Below are 20,790 nucleotides of genomic sequence, written 5' to 3' on the forward strand. Positions count from 1 at the left end.
GATTCCGGAGTACTTTTATCGAAAAAAAGCCATCAACCAAAAGTTGGTCAACGGCTTATCGCTTCGTTCAACAGTTCACGCCATATGCGATGGTATGAATTGAATGATTTATGAGTACCCTCGCGAAAATTCCCTGCTGTCCTTAAGCTGCGCAATATCGTGCCCCGTTGGGTTTTGGAACGCACGCAGCCCGAACGTCGGCGCAACGGCGAAAATATGGTCAAAGATATCGGCTTGAATCGATTCATATACTCCCCAGTTGGTATCATTGCTAAATGCGTATACTTCAAGCGGCAGCCCCGTGTCTCCCGGCGCCAACTGTCTGACGATCATCGTCATGTTCTGATTGATTTTGGGATGATTCCGAAGATACTGATGGATGTACTCTCTGAATACGCCCACATTCGTAAGCTGTCTGCCGTTCACATTGCTGTCCGTATTGATCTCATGTTCAAGGTTGTACGCGTGGATCTCATTTAATTTTGTCGTTACATAGTCCGTAAGGTAGTGGATCTTCTGAAATTCCCTGATCATTTCCTCGGTACAGAAACGGATGCTGCTGATATCGATATAAAAGCTTCGCTTAATCCTTCGTCCGCCGGATACCTGCATGCCTCTCCAGTTCCTGAACGAATCCGAAATCAAAGCGTAGCTCGGAATCATCGTAATCGTTTTATCGAAATTCATCACCTTTACCGTGTTTAGGGTAATATCGATCACGTCGCCGTCCGCATTGTATTTCGGCATCTCAATCCAGTCGCCCACACGTACCATATCATTCGACGATAGCTGAACGCCAGCCACAAGGCCTAGGATGGAGTCTTTAAAGACCAGCATCAATACGGCCGATAACGCGCCAAGCCCGCTGAGAATGATTAATGGATTCTGACCGATCAGGCTCGAAATGACGATAATGCCGCCGATGATGAAAAGAATAATCTTGGCAACCTGGATATATCCTTTGATCGGCCTGATCTTGGATACTTCATAGGAACGATATATGTCATCAAACACATTGAGCAGCGCATTAAATACAGTGATCGTCACCACAATCATGTACGTCATTGCAGCCTTTTCAATCAGGACCTGATAGGATGGAAAGACATAAGCAGAATAATAAATAATAATGGCCGGTACGAGATGCGACAGCTTGTGGAACAGCTTTTTCTCCACAATGATATGGCCCCATTTGAATCGATGGTTATTGACGATATGAAGGATCGTCCGCAGCACGATTCTCTTTGCGATAAAATTAGCCAGTACCGAGACTACGGCGATAAAAACGACCATGATCATATTCGAGAGATATCCAATGGCAGGTTCGTTGATGCCAAATCCGTCTAGTTGATTTCTGATAAAGTCCATTGTCTCCTCCTAATGTAGTTTGTATCAGCTTATCATCTGAGAGCGGTGCCGGGCAAAGTTTGCGAGTAAATACCATGGACGATATTCGCAAATACAAAAACGGACACCTAAGATGGTGTCCATTCGTCGCTTGTTCGCCGCTTCACGTACAAGCTGCCATGTCCAGCAGTTCACTGACCGTGACAAAGCGATACCCCTCTGCGGCCAGTTCCTTGACCAATGTCCGGACAGCCTCCACCGTCTGGGAGCGCTCCCCGTATCCGTCATGGAAGATCAAGATGCTGCCCGGCCTGACGGTTGGCCTTGTGTGCTCGACAATATACTCGATGCCAGGATTCTCCCAATCCTTTGCCCCGCCATTGACCGCTCCGATCGTCTGGTATCCACGCTCCGCAGCCAGGGACAGAATGTCATCATTCACCCCGAAATAAGGCGGCCTGAAGATCCGTGCCGTTTCCCCCGTGACCTCTCGGATGAGCTCCTCTGTCCGCAATAGCTCCTCTCTGGCTGTCTCCAGCGTCAGTTTGGTCAGATCGGGATGCGAATAGGTGTGGTTGGCGATCTCGTGCCCTTCACGGTGCACAGCCGCCGCAAGCTCTGGATGCGCTTCCATTTCCTGACCAATCATAAAAAAGGTCGCCCGTCCACCCGCGCCGCGGAAGATCTCAAGCAACTGATACGTATATACCGGGTGCGGTCCATCGTCAAATGTGAAGGCAACTACCTTTTCCCCAACGTTAACCTGTTCTACCAACGATAATTTCCCCATTTATGAGTGTCTCCTCTCTTATACATCCTGCCAACGCTCTTTTACTTCTCCAAATTACGCTAAAGAGAAAAGTCGGCAACCCCTTTTTTATAGCCATATTTCAGCGTATAGGTCTCTTCTTCTCCATAGGGCATGGTGGCTATTTGAATTCGTGTATGGTCGAGCCTGCTCTCTCTTAAAACTCTCTTCACCAAAGCTATGCTCTGTTCCTCCTCTGTAACTACACAAAATATATTAAGCGCATACTTTTTGGGGTCGGAAACGCACCTCCCCATATCTGAACCATCGACATATCCCAGGTCAGCATTGGCGAGGGAGCTCTCCAAACATTCCGTTACCTTCTCTTTTAACCATTGGTCACGCTGGTTGCCTTTTGCACTTTTCAATGGATATTGCACCACTAGCCAGGATTTTCCACCCATTGAGATTCACCAGCCAATCTACAATTATATACTTCACTAGAATTGCGTGAGGAGAAGATCTGGCCTTCAAGAAAAATGCCATAATCGAACATAGGTATGAGCAGAAAGCCGCCAGACGTAGCACAACGGAGTAATCACCAAGATTCATGTCATGGTGGAAGTACTTTGCTACCCGCTGCGTTTTATAATTTCGTCAGGCCAGGATCAGTCGTCAAACTATTTCGATAGAACTTCCTCCCACTGACCGTTTTCCGTTTGTTTGAAGGTAAGCTGATTACCCTCATACTCTCCCCTAATAAAGTTGAGACCAGCTTCTGTCCATTCGTCAGTAACGGAAAGACTAACTTTAGACTCGGCCGAATACATCAAACTATGTTTTCCATTCATTATGGTAATATCACGCGCAACTGGATAAAAATCGTACCAAAGTAGCACATCCGATTTCTCCCCCAAAAAACCTGCATCCCCACCTCTTGAATAATGAGAACTAATAATTTCAAACCTGAACTTTAACCATTCGCTGGGGTTTAACGGAAACTCATAATGACTATCAGGCTCTACTGTTATATATGACTTTTCGGAAACAGGATACTGAACTTGCACTTTATGTTCGATTATCTCTTTTGCCATTACTCGGAAAATTAAATATATCACTACGAATATTATTGAGGTTATTACAGGTAATCTAGGCTTGTTTTTTAAGAAAAAGCTCCATCCAAGACCGACAACTAACGGAAACCATATCCATGGGTCTCCCAATGTAATAGCCCCCATAATATAGGACTTGTCGTTAACTGGATAAAATGCTGGTAGATCATGTCCCATATAGTCAAGAAGCAAGTGTCCAAACCAAACAGACAAAGTAGATGATCCCCAAATTAACTTGAAAGATGTCTTTTTATAGAACAGTTTTGTCAAAAATGCTACACCTAAAGCTAAAAATGGGGCAATCAATACAGAATGCGACCATGGGGCTATACTTCTGTCCCCAAAAATATCAGGAATTACACCACACAATGCACCTGAACATAGGCCGATCATACGGTCCTTCCAACTATTCTTTGGCAAAAAGCAGCATGCAATTGCTGCCCCAAGAACGGCATGTGATAAGACATGAAAAAACAAATATAGATAAGGATCCAATGGAACTACTCCTTTTTAGTCTGTTCGTGAGTCAATTCTCTATCCGGATATACAGGACACATGGCTTGGGTTCACTCACGGTACTAAAATTCCTGAGAGCATACTAAAGATTTGCTTTCTTTGGAATTTCTTAAAGCAGTCATTATTTAAAAGCATCTTCGCCCTCTAATTAGTAATTTACGGATATTATATCACAAAGCGGAAAATGGGCACCTAATGTTCTAGTCGAAATGTTCAGGAAGAAGCTGAGCCTTGTATAGTCGTGTTGAAATTCCCATATATGTATCAATGATATGCCGGGATAGACTCATGGGATTCTTCCGATTCAACAAATGCAATTTTATACCTTGTGCTCCGTATACAGAGTGAGCATTCATCTGCTCCTTGATTTTTGAATGCTAGTCCTAATGCATTGTTTCCACATCCCCAGAATCCTTTTCAAGCTGCGAGAACTCAACGAACTCGTTTATTTTTACATATATATACAAATAAAACGCTGAATGCTATTATATTCCTGTAACAACTATCCACACTCTTGTTGTCCTCATTCTCTTTACCGGCTTTTACTAGCGCTCATGTTAGGCGGATGTTACTACCCAAGGTTGGAAAACCAAGTTGTCAATCTTCAAGGGGGACTAAACATGTACCTACTCGCACTGGTGATACTTATAATTACAGGTTTGGTATCCTTAATTAATATTCTCTTCGGTATAAAAGACCTAGGTGAGGGTTATAGATTATTGGTTACAACCTCACATGCTCTGTTTGCCTTATCGATCTTATTCTTTGTAATAAAAATGCCTACCAAAAAGAAATGAATCGTAAAAAAGGAGGACTGCAATGACAGTTCTCCTTTTTCTTTGCTTTAACATACAAATTCTCGGCTTAGCCCAGTACCTTCTGCGACTTCCAATCCTAATGCATTGGCAGTATATCAACCTCTCTTATATGAGAGTATTCGCCGATACACCCTTCTATCCTTTAGCTTACGGAAATGTGACATGGCCGGATAAAGGTTGGCTTCAATAATGGATACATGCCCTCGCTGATCTGTTGCAATGTCGAGGCCATAAATACGGTGCCCGGGAAAAAAGGCTCCTAATCTCCTAGCGGAAAGAATTGAAACTCCATCGATTTTGGATTCCAAACCGGAGACAGACAAACGCCTGATGGATGACCTCCGAATACCCGACCTAAACCTAAGCAATTTCCCCTTACTCCGGGTATTATTGGACACAATATAACCTTTGCCCGCAACCTTGATCACCTTTCCCGTAACTACCCATCGGGATGAGTGGTGTTTCCGTTGAACGATGACTCTCATATCAAAGGGACGTTTGTTGATGGTCGGGCGAGTAATTCTCCGTTGAACCATGTAATCGGCAGACCCTATTTTTTTTCGGATATAACGATAAATATTCTTTTTTCCTCGAATCACTTTTCTCACGTTCTCGTAGTGTATGGCAAACTTGTCATTACCCAAATACGAGACTTGAATGACTCCCCGACCGCGACTCCCCCATACCGGTTTAACAATGACATGCCGGTATTTTCGCAGAAGAGCCCAGAAGGAATGTCGGCTCATCCTTTTCGTTGTGGGTACGTAAGGAGCAAGAGGGCCATACTTCTTCAAAAGCAAATATTTCAACCATTTATTTTTTGTCACCGATCCCATGGGACTCCGCCTTTCTCATGTTCACTTAAATGCTGCCTAAATAATTTTCAAGCAATTCCAAAAACACCTCGATATCCTTGGGCGTGATATCCCCGATATTGGCAATCCGGAACGTCTTCAGTTCATCTAGTTTTCCGGGATAAATCATAATGCCTTTGCTGTAGAAATAATCATGCATGGATTGAAAATCATAACCTGCATAAGGTTCATGAATGGAGGTTATGATCTTGGAATGATGCTCTTCTGGAACGAGATAGGTTAATCCCAGCCTGTTCAGACCAGTGATTAAGGTTTTCCAGGATGCCTTGTATCGATCGTAACGCTGTGCCACGCCTTCCTGCTTTAATTCCTGAATGGCTTGCCTGAGCGCGTACAAAGTCTGTACCGGCGGTGTAAACCGCATTTGCGCATTTTCAGCGAAATATTGATATTGGGCGTACAAATTCAAATAATAATTTCGTGGTTTCCTGCCTTTCAAATGATCCAATTTGCTTTTTTCTGCAATCACGAACGAAACCCCGGGCATTCCCTGCAAATTCTTATTGGAACTTGATGCGAGAAACGAAATGTTCATTTCTTTCATTTGAATCGGGATCGCAGCAAATGAGCTCATCGCGTCCACCATCATGTTGATATGATACTTTTGGCATAACAAGCCAATATCCTTCACCTTGTTCAGAAGGCCGGTTGTGGTCTCATGATGGACTACAGCGAGATGAGAAATCATGCGGTCGGAGGAGCGGATGCACTCCTCTAATGCATCTATATTAATAGCATCATCAAAGGGACTCCTGAATTCTAAATAATCGATTCCATAGACCTTGGCGATCTCGCACATCCGTTTCCCATAAGCGCCATTATTGACAATGATCATGGCTTCGTTATCCGGGACGGAGCTGATCATGGATTCAACGGCTGCCGTGCCCGACCCGCCAAACAATACGGTTTGATAATGGTCCGGATCCGCAACCAAGCGGGTGAGCTCTGTGGAAATATGCTCCATCACCTCGCCAAATTCAGCCTCGCGAGGGCATATGTCCGGAACGACTTGTGACCATTTCACACTTTCTGTAGTCGTTGCCGGACCGGGGGTCAGCAAAATGTTTCTCTTTACGGCAGAACTCATGAGCCATCCACTTCCTTGATCTTTACGGAATCGTTCTGGATAAATCGCTGTAGGCGTTCTCTTACTTCGTGAGGCTTTATGCTCGGGCGAGCGAGCTGTGCCTTGGACTGCTTGGATATTTTTAAATACAGGAAAGTAAGTCCTTTAGACTCTTTCCATTGTTGCAAACAAGCTTTCAGTTCTTCGAGGTTGTGGACATGGATCGACTTCGTATAACCGCAGGAAGCAGCAATGTTTACGAAATCAACATTATGGGATACCGTGCTCTGTCCGCCTGTCGATTCGTGAGCGTTATTATCGAGAAGAATATGAATCATATTGCTCGGGTTGTAGTACCCATTTGTCGCCAAGCTTCCCATACGCATCAATAAAGAACCGTCTCCGTCAATCACGACGATATTTTTGCCAGGCTGACTCAGGGCGAGCCCAAGTCCAAAAGAACCGATACACCCCATAGAGCCCACCATATACAGATTGTTGCCTGCATCTTCTATTTCATATAATTCCCGTCCTGTCTTGCCTGTGGTAGCAAGCTGTACCGTGTCCCTGTCTTTCACCGCATTGATTACGGCTAATGCCTCATATCGTGCCGGCATCTGATTGTCTTTATGGGCATGCCGTATGATCTGGTTGGAATGAGTGGAGTTTTGTTGCTTTTTCAAAGGCTCTGCGTCAAAGGTCCCTTTCTTGACTACAAAGAAGAACGGTCGATTCCGGGCAATTTGCTCATTGGCGTGAATCAGCTGCTTCCGGGCCTCCTCCAAATCTTTGGAGAGATACTGCCACTCCACCTCCATCAATTCTAGCAGCTGTGTCGTGATCCTGCCCATAAGTTCATGTTGAGGCTCGTCGGGAACACCCGGCTCTCCGCGAAGGCTGACAAACCCAAGCAGTGGAATTCGAAAGGGGTGGATCAGGGAAGATAGCGGCGAAACAGCGTTGGTTAACCCTGAGTTTTGCATAAGTACAACGGATTTCTGCCCTCCTAGAGAAGCAGCGGATGCGATGGCAACCGCATCCCCTTCATTGGCCGCTGCAACGTAATCGGTTTCGTTGATGGCATAATTGATTAAATTTTTCAGGTAGGAGCAGGGTACACCGCTGAAAAAGGTAAATCCTAAATTACGGAGCTCTTCTCCAAAAATTCTCGTGTCCATCATATTCCCTCATTCGAGCCGGAGTTCGGCGCCGGGAGATATTTTTGTTCCGCGGCTTGCAGTTCCTCTGCCCCTTGAAGCCCGAATACTTCGTCCAGTGTTGCAACATCTTTTTCGATATGGGCAAGGCTCTCTTCCTGATAAATTTTGCGGGATACTTGTTTCATGACTTTGATGGATGATCTCAAATTATGGTTGGCCCAAATGACAAGGCTAATCCCCAGTTCCCGAAACTTGTCGGTTGGAGTCAGATAATACTTCGTAGGCACGATGACTACGGGTAATCTTCCCGCCCATTCCTTCATGAACGCCTCAATCTCCATAATATCCGGCCGTTTGCTGTGGATGAGCACTGCATCGGCACCTGCCTTCCGGTATGCTTCAGCCCGCCGCAGCGCCTCGTCAAGCCCTCTGCCCGTAATAAATGCCTCTACTCTGGCTACAACCAAAAAATCATCGTCCATTTGCGTATCTTTCATCGCCTTGATTTTGCCGCAAAATTCATCGATATCGGCCATTGGCTGCAATTGGCCGTTTATGAAAGAGTTCATTTTCGGAAATTGCTTATCTTCAATACATACCCCTGCAATATCCCGCTGCTCCAGCTTTTTGACCAGGCGTCTTGCATTATTGAAGTTGCCGTATCCTGTATCCCCATCCATTAGAATCGGAATGGACGTTGCGTCGCTCATGAATTCCAGAACATCCAGCACCTGAGTCCAGGAGGCTTCGTTATTATCCCTTACTCCCATCGCTGCAGAGATCGATAAACCGCTGGCCCAAATCCCTTTAAAACCTGCCTCCTCAACAATTTTGGCAGACAGGCCATTATGAGCCTCCATAATAAACCCCAGCTTATCGGAGTTGATCAGGTTTCTAAGCTCCTTTGTTTTTTTCATTTGAAACTTTTCCCCTTCCCATTGCAATCATCAATATGGAGCTTATATTCCGATGGATCGTTTGTTTGCCATAATCGTCCTGATCATTGTGCGATCGGAGAGCTGAGTAAACAGCATATGACCCGGATGCGAATTAGCTTCAATGATCCAAATCCGGCCTTTCTTGTCTATGGCAAGATCAACCCCTAGTTCATGAATGGAATGCCACTTATTCACTGTTCTGGCGATGGAAATGGATAGTTTTTTTATTTTGCGCTCATAGGCATTCACTTTGGCATGGTTATGCTTGAAAATACTAAAGAGGACCCTTCGCAAAGATTTGGCATGCCCCCCTTTATGATAATTGGTCACAAACTTATGAGGTGCGGCAACACGGGCGACCATACCCGCAATCATCCAATGATTCTTTGGCTTCTGCAGGTATACACGGATATCAAAGATCACCCCATGATACTTCGCTAATCGCAGGCCTTTCTGCACCAAATACCGATGCTTTGATTTCCGGTAAGAATGAATCGCTTTGAGGACTGAGGAACGTCGAACCATTTTCCGACTTGAGCCGCACCGAACCTCGTATCCCCTTCTTCGTCTCTTGACTCGGATGATTCCGCTACCGCCGCTCCCGTGATTAGGTTTTATAAAGAGGGATGAATGGGTTTTCAGCATCCTTAAGGTCCTTGATTTCGTCATCCGATGAGTTTCAGGCAAATATGGACGCAGGACAGGGTTCCTCAACATCTCCTTGTACTTCCTCATTTTCCCAATCGACATTGATATTCATCTCTCCCCTTGGGTCTCAGATACAAGAGCATATTCATCAAACTTCACTGCTGTATAGACGAATACCAGTGGGGGAAAAAATTAAATGGGTGTTCGCAGAGGTGATCGCTATCACCGGAAGTCCATTCCGTATGAATTTTCCATACATACAAATTTGCTCTCGAATCAGGTTACGAAACTTCCGAATCGTTCAGCAAAGCGTTCAAGCGACCATACAGTCTTACTTCGACAGATGCCAGGAAGCTTCCAAGTTGGGAAGGACCGTTCTTTCTATGCTTACCGATCTGAAGATACATGTACATAAATAGTTGATTTCATGGAATTCCTCGCTCCTTTTTGCGATTTTGGGCATAAAAAGAGCAGGTCCACCGTTTAGGTGCCTGCAACGAACTGCGAGTTATTGTGTTTGGCTGATCGACAATACGCTGGATGTGCATTCTCCATGATCTCCTGCATTTTTCCCCAGAAAATCTCATACACAGATTCGTCACTCCCTATAGGCTTCTGCATACAATGGAGAAATGAATGAATCTAAGCTGGAGATCAAAACCATGAGCTTACAACTGCAGGGACAACAAGAACAAACACTGTTTCGAATGGATCCAACTACTATGCATAACTTAAAATCCTTTCACGATCATATAGCAAACATATGTAAAAGCCATGCTAATGCACTTGTTCGAGTGGAAACAGTAGATGGCGATGTTTTTGAAGGGTTACTTATCCACTGCGAACGGTTCTACGTGTAGTCACAGTTTTACTGGCAACTAATTAATCATCTTTACCTTACAAGCACAGTTCTGGACCAATCAGGTATTGACTCCACACAATAAAGCAAATTACCATTTATGATTTCAGCAACAATCGAAGGCTCGTATGTATTATCGATGATGGTAACCTGTTCTGCGATGGCTAAAGCAGGTTTAAGATTTTGTAACGACTGACCATATCGAAAACGAATATCCTCTTCAGCAATCCAATGTCCACCTTGCTCGACACGAGAAGCCACACGATCTATATGCATTTGGACATCTTGGAGGCCGATATAATACATGACAATCTTATATCCGGCATCTTTGGCAATTTGCATATGCTTCAAAACAAATGTACCTGATAATGTCGTTTCAATAGCAAAGGGGTGTCTTCCCTTGATAAGGGAACGAATTCTTTTTACTGCTTCCCGTCCTGCTGACAAATCGGCACCTCTTGGATCATCAGGGTTTAATTCTCGTGCAATCTGGTCTGGGTCAACTAGCTCACCTAGCCATTCTCTCATCTGCAAGCTAATTGTGCTTTTGCCAGCCCTATTGGTACCTGCAAAAACCGTCATAATGGGTCGGGTATCATTCATTATACTCTAACTCCCGCCGGTTGCCGGTTGCATCAAAAACGATCTCGAATTTATTACCTTCTGCATCTTCTCGTATACGTTTATTATTTTTTATATAATATATTGATGCACCTGATTCTTTGGCTTGCTTGCGTGCATGTTGGTTAGCTTTTTTAAGAATTTCTTGGAGCTGTTCTCGATTTGAAAGCATCTTGAATCCCTCCATCTTTATAATTACGCTTATTATATCATAAAGAGCCACCAACCAGATGACTGGTCGATGGCTCTTTGACTTACTACATATGGAAGCGAGGGGAGTCGAACCCCTGTCCGAAGATAACGCAGCATAGGCTTCTACGTGTGTGTAGTAGTGTGACATTTTTGATGTCACTGGTCCTCACTATTAGTGCTTCGTCTGATTAGGACTTGTATTAGCTAAAATAGACAGCATTTTCTCACTTTTCTCCATGAAGGAATTACACTGGCCACAAACGGGTTGAATCGAAAAGACAAAGTTATCCCTCATCCATCCGTTGCACTTTTCATTGGTGCATGACCATATCGTTGTCATTTCCTCTGGAAGATCAATCATCAGTCTTTTCCTTGAATAGTACAAACAGCATCCCTCTTTCTCTTCTGGAATAATGGCGAAAAAAAAGTCCCAACACTAAGTGCCAGGACCTTCTACTACAGCTTTACAGTTTAACAACATTCTCGGCCTGTGGGCCTCGATTGCCTTGTACTACACTAAATTCAACTCTTTGACCTTCATCCAAAGATTTGAAGCCGTCACTAACAATTGCACTGAAGTGTACAAATACGTCGTCTCCGCCTTCAACCTCGATAAAACCAAAGCCTTTGTCTGCATTAAACCACTTTACTGTTCCTTGTGCCATGATCCATTACCTCCATATTTTTATTTTTACATGATCTTCGAATTCAAAAAAAAATCACATATTGTACAAGGCTACATAATCAAAATCTAACCCTCTACAATATGTGATCTTAGGTCGAAATTCCAATGAACTAACTCTAACACAACTGGAGCTGATTTACAAGTTTGTTTTGTCTTTGCTTTCGTTTAATTGCTCCTCACCTATCTTGCAGTACGACACTGACTACATATGGAGGCGAACCGCGGCTATCTAAAACCACAATTCGCCGGAGTGTATAGATTAGGTTACGGTATGCTAAGTTGCGGTCCTAAAAAAGGAGAGCTTCTAAAGCTCTCTACGGGCTGGCAACATCATCCCTTGAGTGGGGCGATCCGCTTACCTCCATACCTCGCAGTTCTCCTCAATCCAGCCATCCCTTGCTGCGCGCGATATCTATTGCCTCGATCCGTGTATTTGCCCCGAGCTTCCCAATCGCGTCGGACATGTAGTTCCGTACCGTTCCATAGGATAGAAACAGCTGTGCTCCAATATCTTGAAGAACTAAGCCTTGGGCTGCCAACTTCATGACTTCACGCTCCCTGGGTGATAATGGACATGGATCATCCCATACCGCGAGGGATAATTCTGAATTGATGACACGTTTCCCATCATAGACCCGACGAATCGCATCAGCCAGTTCATCGCTGCCCGTATCTTTAAGTAGATATCCATAAACTCCTGCCTGCATCGCCCGCTGGAAATATCCGGGACGCGCGAATGTCGTCAAGATGATGACACGACAAGCGGACTTATTTTTTTGAATCAATTCCGCAATATCTAACCCGGTTTTCAGTGGCATCTCAATATCCAGAACAGCTACATCTGGTTCATATTGCTGGATCATGGACATCACTTCTTCCCCATTTTCAGCTTGACCGACTACTTCAATATCATCTTCTAACGAGAGTAACGTTGCCAGCGCTCCCCTTAATAACTTTTGATCTTCTGCCAAAACAATACGAATCATCTAAGCTCTACCTACCTTTTCATTTCGTATTACCCTAGGTATATGTAAGGTGACTTCCGTCCCCTTGCCTGGGGACGAAGACAGTGACATACGTCCGTCGATCATAACCAACCGTTGCCGTAATCCGGCGAGGCCATTACTGCTAGTATAGAATTGTTCCGTATCTGCCCCAATACCGTCATCACGTACAGATACACGAACCTCCCCTTCCTGAATGTCGAGAAGAACGTTGCAACTTGTTGCTCGGCTATGTCGAACCACATTTGTAATCGTCTCGCGAAAACACATCGCCAAAATCGTCTCCTGCAAGGGTGTTAAAGGAAGCTGACTGTTTACTAAAGCGTCCTCCGTCCCTACATTAGAAGGTCCGGGATCTGAAATCGATTGATATTGAAATAAAAGCGGTATGCCTGCAGCTGAACATAACGATACAGCATGCTTATATTCATCAGCGAAGTAAGTAACTTTCATCTCCGTAACCAATTCACGCATTTGTTTCAAGGCTGCGCGTGCCGTTTCTCGTATTTCACGAGCCTCTTCGATCGCTCTCTCGGGGTTACGATTGACCAATTTCTCAACGACCTCCCCTTTTAGTGCAATTAATGACAGCGTATGTCCCAACGTATCATGTAATTCACGCGCGATCCGCTGGCGCTCCTCCTGCTGTGCCATTCGTTCAGCCGTTTCTGCCCGCAGCCGCGCAGACTTCTGTTGAAAGCGAGTCGAAGTTCGAATAATATACGGCAGAATACAGATGCCAAACATAGGCACCAGCCCTATCCATACTAGGCTGCCCATCCGTTCCAAGTAAGGAACAGCGATAAATCCCATAGCCACAGTGAAAATGATCGTTATAGAGAGTAATATCGGCAGCTTTTGTTTGCTCAGCGGAGCAGCTATCATAAAACCTATAAACGTATACATAGGGTGAAATACACCTGCTAAAATTAGAAGTATTCCCACCTGAACGATCAATATTGGCGTGGCCCACTTTGTATAAAAGTAGGATTGTCGAAACGATAGAACGAATATGCCTAACAGAACAAAGCCAAGCCACTGTATACTTGATGGCTCATAAAGTAAAAAGTACATGGGTATCATTAAATTTGTTAACAAAATATAAGGAGCGACCCCTTCCGATTTTGGAAAGAGACGCCACTTTTCTCTATTCAATTAGACCGCATCCCGTCGATTATATATATAGATTGATAGTAGCATAAAGAAGAGACCGCATCCTGTCAAGATTATGAAATCAATACTTGCTGGATTTTTCCCGGCGATCATATTCCATGCCCCATTGGCGTAACGGTGAGATGGAAGCCATTCCCCGACCGAGCCCATCCAACTTGGCAAAGTACTAAGCGGCATCCAAAGCCCTCCCACAATGGCAAGTCCCATCTGTAATACATTTCCGATGGCAACGGAGGTATTCGCATTTTTAAGCGTTCCTAACAAGGCACCAAGCGCCAGAAAAGATATGCTCCCAATCCATAACCATAATCCGCATAAAATCCATTGCCCGGCTGTCAATTGTATATCATGAACAAGGCCAGCAGATAAAAATATAACCACAATGACGATCAAGTGAACTGCCATTTGCGATACAATTTTGCTGCCAATCCAGACTGCAGGAGATAGTGGAGTCAGCTTCAACAGGCGTACCCACCCGTCTTGATGCTCGAACGATAGACGGATACCGAATTGGGATACGGCTGTACCAATCAAACTGAATGCAGTCATTGACATTAATGAAAAGACGCCCCAAGTTGTCGATTGAATCGATTTATCTACCCCATTCATACTCGCAAATAAAAAGTAGAAAGCAAGCGGCATCGCAATGGAGAAAAGTAAGAAAAATGGACTGCGGATAATTCGCAAACTTTCTGCTTTGGTCTGGGCAACAAACATATGTAACATAGCTGTCTCCTCCTAAAAATGTTTTTTATCGTATAATCGCTTGTTTATTTGAGCCTGTAAGACTTCGGAATGTATCTTCTAAGCTGGCAGATTGTATATCAATATCGGAAATTCCCCATTCAGACTGCATCAGTTTAAGTAACAATACATCGGTCTCTTGAGCATATAGGCGAATTCGCTCGCCGTTGCATTCTGCCTTTTCTACACCAGGTAATGTGAGCCATTCCTGCTCAGCTGGCGCGTTCGCCGCTCGAAATGAAACGGTTCTAAGTGCTGTTTGAGCCTTTAAACGTGCTGGAGTCCCTTCCGCAACAACCTGTCCACTGGCGATGACTGCGATGTGATCTGCGACAGCATCCGCTTCATCTAAATGATGTGTAGTTAAGAGCACCGTACGTCCGTCACTTGCCAGCGCTTGGATAGTGTCCCAAAAGCGGCCACGAGCCTCGATATCCATTCCGACGGTTGGTTCATCAAGCAGGAGAAGCTCTGGATTTCCCGCCAAGCTTTGGGCGAAAGCTAATCTACGGCGTTGTCCTCCAGACAGCGAGGATGCGCGTCGTTTCTGATCCGCGTGGAGACCCGAAATATCTAACAATCGCTCGAGCGACATCGGATTACGATAATAACTGCGGAACAATTGAAGCACTTCTTTCACCGTAAGTCCATCTGCTGCTTTAACATCCTGCATAAGCGCTCCGACGCGCTGCCGTAATTCCTTTGTTCCAGACGGAACCCCCAAGACCCTGACTTCTCCTGATGTTGGCTTGATCATTCCGAGGATCATGGAAATGGTTGTTGTCTTACCCGCCCCATTCGGTCCGAGCAATGCTGTTATTTGACCTTTCTCAAACGACAGATTCATATGATCAACAGCGCAGTAATCGCCGAATTTCTTTACTAGATTTATACATTCAATGGCTTTTGTCATTCTGTCCTGACCTCCGCTAATTTTTTCTTTCGTTACCTGATGTCCTCATTATATTGAAAAAGCGCGAGATTCAATTAGTGTGGGTTGTCACAAGCCGGTTATGACAAATGTCAGAAAATAAAGAGCGACAGCAAAAAAGAAGGACCTCTAAAGGTCCTTCTTCAGCAAAACGTGCATTTGACACTCTTTGAGTGAGGTGTCTTGCTTTGCAAACTTATAGCTAAGGATTTTATACTTTTAATCGAACACAGCAAAAAACCACAATCGCATGCGATTGTGGTTTTTTTGTATGGAGGCGAGGGGAGTCGAACCCCTGTCCGAAGATAACGCCACATAAGCTTCTACGGGTGTAGTCACAGTTTTGATGTCACCTAAGCCGACGCCCCGTAACCGGCTTCGTCAAAGGTCAGCCTGATTGTCTTCTTCAGCACACCCCAGGCGGAGATGTGACAGCGTATCCCACTAAAGTTGAGCCCTCATCCCGGTACATGGGCGATACAGAGCGAGAGCACGCTCACAGGTTATTAAGCTGCGAAAGCGTAGTTGTTTTGTTGTTTGCCAGTTAATTGGCTTTAGCGTTGATGAAGCGGACGCGTCCCCACTACCCGCTACCCATGCTCGAACTATCCCCGTCGAATCCATAAACGCCCCCTCAATTAAGAAGGGCTCCTGGATTAATCCGTGAATACGGAGCAAAGGTGCTGCATGTCTTTTCCCTCCAAGGTGAAAAGCATGCTCTTTGAATCTCGGCATTCCTGCTGGCTACATTTATTATGTTACCACAGCAGTGAGCACCGCTCTAGTGCAGATTGCTGGAAAGCGATCCATTTGGCCGCACCATGTGCAGGCTTATCCAATCTCACCAGTGCAAGAAACTCGTTTCATCATTATACCGCTTCCGAAAAAAGAAGTAAAGTTTACCAGAGGCGCGGCACGCTTAACCTGTTAACGAGCCACCTTCTGCTTCTCGCGCAATGCCCGTTGAATATCGCGTTGAGCATCCCGTTTCGCAGCCGATTCGCGTTTGTCGTATTGCTTCTTCCCTTTACCCAATCCAAGCAGCAGCTTCGCATAGCCGTTACGGATGTAAATCTTCAAAGGCACGATGCTGTATCCTTCCTGTTTCGACAAACCGAGCAGCTTATGAATCTGCGATTTGTGCAGCAGCAGCTTGCGCGTGCGCGTCGGATCGGACGGGTTATGCCGATTGCCTTGTTCGAACGGGCTGATGTGCATGTTATGAATGTGGATCTCGCCATTACGGATTGTGGCAAATGCATCGCTAATGTTGGAACGTCCGTTGCGAATGGATTTGATCTCCGTTCCGGTGAGCACCATGCCCGCTTCATACGTATCTTCAATGAAGTAGTCATGGGAAGCCTTTTTGTTCTGTGCAAGCACTTTGTTCTGTCCGTCATTCTTGCCCATGTACTCACTCCTTCTTTGTAAAAATACCCCGGTATCCAACCAGGATCAATGCGTCCAATTACGCCTAGAAAATCACGGGTCAGACCTTAATTTTAGCAAGTATGACGGTTAAAATCAAGAAAGAGGAGGCTTTCATCGCCTCCCCTTAACCTGATCCTTCACGATTGGACAGCCGTTTCTCTCTATCCAACAACAAGCTGTCAACAACCGCGTAGATCTCTAAGTCTCACCAAGTACTCTGCCGACCTCACTTAAAGCGGAATTAACCCGGCTACCTGATTACTTTTTCTTTTTGCGCACAAACGCGGCCGTTCCGTTGTTCGCTGCACCTTTGTTTTTCTTGCGCTTGCGACGCGGCGCGTCACCTTCCTGCACGCTTCCCGGCGTTGCCGCTTCACCGATGAAGATGCCGCTCGGCGACGTTTTCTTCTTGCGGCCGCCGCTTGCTTTGCCGTTCTTGCCGCCGGCTTTGCCGGATTTCTTGAAGCTGCGTTCGCTTGAACCGCTGCCACCTTCCGTCGTCAGCGAAGGTGAGCTGTATCCGCCTTTACCCGAACCAAAACTGAAACTTACCGCTCCGGCATTCGCGCTCCGGGCTGCTCCACCGTTCGTTTCCGCTGTAGAATGACGCTCTCCTCTCGGCTTACCGCCGCCTTTGCCGGAAACACCGCCAGCCTCTACGCTGCCACCCTTCCGGCCGGACTCTGCCGATTTGGAACCGCCACGCCGCTTGCCGCCGTTTTTACCCGAGAAGTCGCCTTTGCCTCCCCGCGTTCCGCCGGATCCAAAGGAACCTCCCTTGCCTCCGCCGCGTCCGCCTTTGCCGCCAGCGCCACGACCGCCAAAGGAGCTGTCACGTTCGCGCCGTGGTTTCATGTCCACCATCTCGAAGTCGATCGTATACTCATCCATGTTGACGCGCGCAACGCGGATTTTAGCTTCATCCCCGATGCGGAATACCTTGGAAGTGCGCTCTCCGATCAAGGCCATATGCTGGTCGTCAAAATGGTAATAATCGTCCGTCAGGGCACTGAGGCGAATGAGACCTTCCACTGTGTTTTCCAGTTCAATGAACATGCCAAAGCTGGTTACGCTGCTGATAATGCCGTCGAATTCCTCGCCGACTTTGTCGAGCATGTATTCGGCTTTCTTCATTTTCTCCGTATCCCGCTCGGCCTCGACCGCTACGCGTTCGCGTTCGGATGACTGTTGGGCAATGTCCGGCATGCGTGCAGCCAGATGCTCTTGACGGTTTTCCGGCAGCATCCCCCCGTTTTCGATGACCTCGCGAATGACCCGGTGAATGACCAGATCGGGATAACGCCGAATCGGAGACGTGAAATGGCTGTAGTATTCGGCCGCGAGACCAAAGTGCCCCGACATTTCCGCATCGTACTTCGCCTGTTTCATCGAACGAAGCATCATCGTGCTGATGACCGTTTGCTCCTTCGTGCCCTGGATGTCCTCGAGCAGCGACTGGAGCGCGCGAGGATGAATCGAATTGCCGCGGCCTTTGACATGATGTCCGAAATTGGCCGCAAAAGCCAGAAAGTTCTGCAGCTTCTCCTGATCCGGATCTTCGTGCACGCGATAGATAAACGGTACCTTCAGCCAGTGGAAATGCTCTGCCACCGTTTCATTGGCAGCCAGCATGAATTCCTCGATGATTTGCTCGGCAATGGAGCGTTCGCGTTTCACGATATCAACCGGCTTGCCCTCTTCGTTGACGATGATTTTGGATTCCTCAAAGTCGAAATCCACCGCGCCGCGTTTCATGCGCATTCCGCGCAGCTTCAGTGCGAGTTCCTTCATCAAATGGAAATCGTCCACCAAATCCTTGTAGCGTTCAAGCAGCTCTGGATCTTCCCCCTCAAGGATTTTGCGCACATTCTTATATGTCATGCGTTCCTTCGTCTTGATGACGCTCGTGAATATGTCATGCTTCACAACCTTCATCTGGTCGTTGAATTCCATTTCGCACGAAAGCGTCAAGCGATCTACCTGCGGGTTCAAGCTGCAAATCCCGTTGGACAGGCGATGCGGCAGCATCGGAATGACCCGGTCCACCAAATACACGCTGCATCCGCGGTTGTAGGCTTCCTGATCCAGCTTGGAATTTTCGCGCACGTAATACCCGACATCGGCGATATGAACACCTAAGCGGTAATTGCCGTTAGGCAGTCTTTCCACGTTGACCGCATCGTCCAAGTCTTTGGCATCCTCGCCGTCGATCGTCACGATGTTGAGACCGCGCAAATCGCGGCGTCCCTGCTGCAAAATCTCTTCGTCCGTAATGGTTTCCGGCGCGTTCTCCGCCTCCTCCATCACTTCGTCTGGAAAAGCCTCCGGCAGCTGATGTTTGCGAATGACCGACAAAATGTCGATGCCCGGATCGTCTTTATGGCCAAGAACTTCGATAATCTCGCCCTCTGCCGCAGCACGGCCTTCCGGGTAGCTTACAATTTTCGCGACAACCTTCTGCCCATCAACGGCTCCGCCGAAATTGGTGCGTGGAATGAAAATGTCGCGATTGATTCTTTTATCATCCGGAATAACAAATCCATATACTTCTTGGCTTTGGAACACGCCAACCACCTGCGTAATCGCACGTGTCACGATCCGGATAATCTCGCCCTCCAAACGTCCCCCAGCCGGTCCCTGAGACGTTACTTTTACCAATACGATATCTCCGTTCATTGCACTTTTCATATCGTTGGCATGAATGTATACATCCGGGTGATCCTTATCTTCCGGAATCAGGAACGCAAACCCTTTGGCATGGGCCTGCAGACGTCCCCGCACCAAATTCATGCGTTCCGGCACGCCATATCGGTTACTGCGCGTAAGCAAAATTTGCCCGGAATCCTCCAGCTTGTTCAGCATAACCAGAAAATCCTTGAAATCAGCCGCGTCCTCGATCTGAAAGTGCTGTTCCAGCTCCTGATAAGTCATCGGTTTATAAGCGGTTTCCCGCATGAAGTCGAGCAGTTGTTGTTCAGTAATCATTAATTTTCACCTCGGGAAACATAAGAGTGTAATCTGTTTTGCTTTATTGTATGTATCGGAATCCTCGCGGATTTTATGCAATTCGAGCAGTTGTCCTCACTTATCACATACCCTAGTATACACGAATTTAATCCGGCCCATCCGTGCTCCGCAAAATTAACCCCGTACTGCCGTTGTGCATTCAAAGCGGTTACATCCTGCATAGATGACTGCAAACGTTCCGTATCATGGTCACCAAAATATTCATAAACGATGGTACATCAACGAAAAACCATGATCAACATAAATTCGGTCGATACATGTTAAGCGGGGAATACGATAAGAGCGTGCGGAGGGAATTAAAAGGAGCGCTCACCCAACACAGGGGATCGGATCTTTTGAAAAGTTCAGCATTAATAACACTAAACCACTGTATAGACGCAGGTTCAAGAAAAAAATTCCACTAACGATGGTTACAAAAAAACCTCCGTTCCTGTCGAAACGAAGGTTTTGTCATTCAATCGTTCATTGCCTAACTTACAGCAAGTCTACTTCTTATTTCAAAATAAACGTTACCGCAACAGCAAGAATCATGAATCCTGCACCAAATACAATCGTTGCACGTTGCAAGAAAAGATCGAGTCCGCGCGCTTTCGTTTTACCGAAAAGATGTTCCGCACCACCGGAGATGGCACCCGCCAGACCTGCGCTTTTCCCGTGCTGCAGCAATACAACAGTGATCAGACCGATCGAAAACACAACGAGCAGCAATTTCAAAGCTATATCCATTCTTTCCACCTCCTACTCCTGTGGGCATAACATCTCAACATAAAAACAGTTAGTTTAATTGTAGCATAGCTAATCGCGCGACACAAGTGGATAAGCCCAAGCGATCCTGCTGCTGAGCGCTGTTCGGTGAACAAAAACAGGCAAGCCGGTGACCCGGCTTGCCCTGGAGTTG

The 20,790-nt window shown here is 46.2% G+C and carries 20 protein-coding genes and 1 other RNA gene; all 21 read right to left on the reverse strand.

The genetic code is table 11. From position 1 onward, the window contains the following. Positions 1-108: 108 nt before the first annotated feature. The 21 genes from L6H98_RS24735 to secG all read right to left on the reverse strand — a co-directional run bounded on the left by L6H98_RS24735 (position 109) and on the right by secG (position 20,618). Positions 109-1,365, reverse strand: a complete 1,257-nt coding sequence (locus L6H98_RS24735; protein ID WP_236420353.1) for a mechanosensitive ion channel domain-containing protein — start codon at positions 1,363-1,365, stop codon at positions 109-111. A 142-nt stretch (positions 1,366-1,507) separates the two neighbouring features. Next, the gene (locus tag L6H98_RS24740) at positions 1,508-2,134 is read right to left on the reverse strand and encodes a polysaccharide deacetylase family protein (RefSeq protein WP_236420354.1); all 627 of its coding nucleotides are present in this window, start codon (positions 2,132-2,134) and stop codon (positions 1,508-1,510) included. A gap of 59 nt (positions 2,135-2,193) precedes the next feature. Then, positions 2,194-2,556: a hypothetical protein gene (locus L6H98_RS24745; RefSeq protein ID WP_236420355.1), complete on the reverse strand. Its 363-nt coding sequence runs from the start codon at positions 2,554-2,556 to the stop codon at positions 2,194-2,196. A 216-nt stretch (positions 2,557-2,772) separates the two neighbouring features. After that, complete coding sequence (locus L6H98_RS24750) at positions 2,773-3,699, reverse strand: metal-dependent hydrolase (RefSeq protein ID WP_236420356.1); 927 nt, start codon at positions 3,697-3,699, stop codon at positions 2,773-2,775. 934 nt (positions 3,700-4,633) lie between these two features. Further along, positions 4,634-5,374 carry a YheC/YheD family protein gene (locus L6H98_RS24755; protein ID WP_236420357.1) on the reverse strand — a complete coding sequence of 247 codons (741 nt, stop codon included), beginning with the start codon at positions 5,372-5,374 and terminating at the stop codon, positions 4,634-4,636. Between the two features lie 25 nt (positions 5,375-5,399). Next, entirely contained in the window at positions 5,400-6,500 is a 1,101-nt protein-coding gene (locus L6H98_RS24760; RefSeq protein ID WP_236420358.1) for a 2-aminoethylphosphonate aminotransferase, read from the reverse strand. Further along, positions 6,497-7,660 (reverse strand): phosphonopyruvate decarboxylase, encoded by a 1,164-nt coding sequence (gene aepY, locus L6H98_RS24765; protein ID WP_236420359.1) that lies wholly within the window; start codon positions 7,658-7,660, stop codon positions 6,497-6,499. Before aepY ends, L6H98_RS24760 begins: the two co-directional genes overlap by 4 nt. Beyond that, the gene (gene aepX / locus L6H98_RS24770; RefSeq protein WP_236420360.1) at positions 7,657-8,556 is read right to left on the reverse strand and encodes a phosphoenolpyruvate mutase; all 900 of its coding nucleotides are present in this window, start codon (positions 8,554-8,556) and stop codon (positions 7,657-7,659) included. The genes aepY and aepX overlap by 4 nt, the downstream gene beginning before the upstream one ends. Before the next feature lie 42 nt (positions 8,557-8,598). After that, positions 8,599-9,327 carry a YheC/YheD family protein gene (locus L6H98_RS24775; RefSeq protein WP_236420361.1) on the reverse strand — a complete coding sequence of 243 codons (729 nt, stop codon included), beginning with the start codon at positions 9,325-9,327 and terminating at the stop codon, positions 8,599-8,601. 790 nt (positions 9,328-10,117) lie between these two features. Beyond that, positions 10,118-10,687: a hypothetical protein gene (locus L6H98_RS24780; RefSeq protein ID WP_236420362.1), complete on the reverse strand. Its 570-nt coding sequence runs from the start codon at positions 10,685-10,687 to the stop codon at positions 10,118-10,120. Next, the gene (locus tag L6H98_RS24785) at positions 10,680-10,877 is read right to left on the reverse strand and encodes a hypothetical protein (protein WP_236420363.1); all 198 of its coding nucleotides are present in this window, start codon (positions 10,875-10,877) and stop codon (positions 10,680-10,682) included. The genes L6H98_RS24780 and L6H98_RS24785 overlap by 8 nt, the downstream gene beginning before the upstream one ends. Positions 10,878-11,069: 192 nt before the next feature. Continuing rightward, entirely contained in the window at positions 11,070-11,282 is a 213-nt protein-coding gene (locus L6H98_RS24790; RefSeq protein ID WP_236420364.1) for a cold-shock protein, read from the reverse strand. Positions 11,283-11,361: 79 nt separating this feature from the next. Then, complete coding sequence (locus L6H98_RS24795; protein WP_236420365.1) at positions 11,362-11,562, reverse strand: cold-shock protein; 201 nt, start codon at positions 11,560-11,562, stop codon at positions 11,362-11,364. Between the two features lie 400 nt (positions 11,563-11,962). Next, positions 11,963-12,568 carry a response regulator transcription factor gene (locus tag L6H98_RS24800; protein WP_236420366.1) on the reverse strand — a complete coding sequence of 202 codons (606 nt, stop codon included), beginning with the start codon at positions 12,566-12,568 and terminating at the stop codon, positions 11,963-11,965. Next, on the reverse strand, positions 12,569-13,741 hold the full coding sequence (locus L6H98_RS24805) for a sensor histidine kinase (protein ID WP_236420367.1): 1,173 nt from the start codon (positions 13,739-13,741) through the stop codon (positions 12,569-12,571). Continuing rightward, the gene (locus L6H98_RS24810) at positions 13,742-14,485 is read right to left on the reverse strand and encodes an ABC transporter permease (RefSeq protein WP_236420368.1); all 744 of its coding nucleotides are present in this window, start codon (positions 14,483-14,485) and stop codon (positions 13,742-13,744) included. It lies immediately after the preceding gene. Between the two features lie 25 nt (positions 14,486-14,510). Beyond that, positions 14,511-15,416, reverse strand: coding sequence for an ABC transporter ATP-binding protein (locus L6H98_RS24815; protein WP_236420369.1), 906 nt, complete (start codon positions 15,414-15,416; stop codon positions 14,511-14,513). Between the two features lie 287 nt (positions 15,417-15,703). Next, positions 15,704-16,068, reverse strand: a transfer-messenger RNA (tmRNA) gene (gene ssrA, locus L6H98_RS24820). A gap of 293 nt (positions 16,069-16,361) precedes the next feature. Further along, positions 16,362-16,844, reverse strand: coding sequence for an SsrA-binding protein SmpB (smpB, locus tag L6H98_RS24825; protein ID WP_236420370.1), 483 nt, complete (start codon positions 16,842-16,844; stop codon positions 16,362-16,364). 279 nt (positions 16,845-17,123) lie between these two features. Next, the gene (gene rnr, locus L6H98_RS24830) at positions 17,124-19,850 is read right to left on the reverse strand and encodes a ribonuclease R (RefSeq protein WP_236420371.1); all 2,727 of its coding nucleotides are present in this window, start codon (positions 19,848-19,850) and stop codon (positions 17,124-17,126) included. Between the two features lie 534 nt (positions 19,851-20,384). Further along, on the reverse strand, positions 20,385-20,618 hold the full coding sequence (secG, locus tag L6H98_RS24835) for a preprotein translocase subunit SecG (RefSeq protein WP_236420372.1): 234 nt from the start codon (positions 20,616-20,618) through the stop codon (positions 20,385-20,387). Positions 20,619-20,790 lie beyond the last annotated feature (172 nt).

Origin of the sequence: Paenibacillus sp. JJ-223, from assembly GCF_927798175.1 — a bacterium.
In the GTDB taxonomy this organism is placed as follows: Bacteria; Bacillota; Bacilli; order Paenibacillales; family Paenibacillaceae; genus Paenibacillus; species Paenibacillus hubeiensis.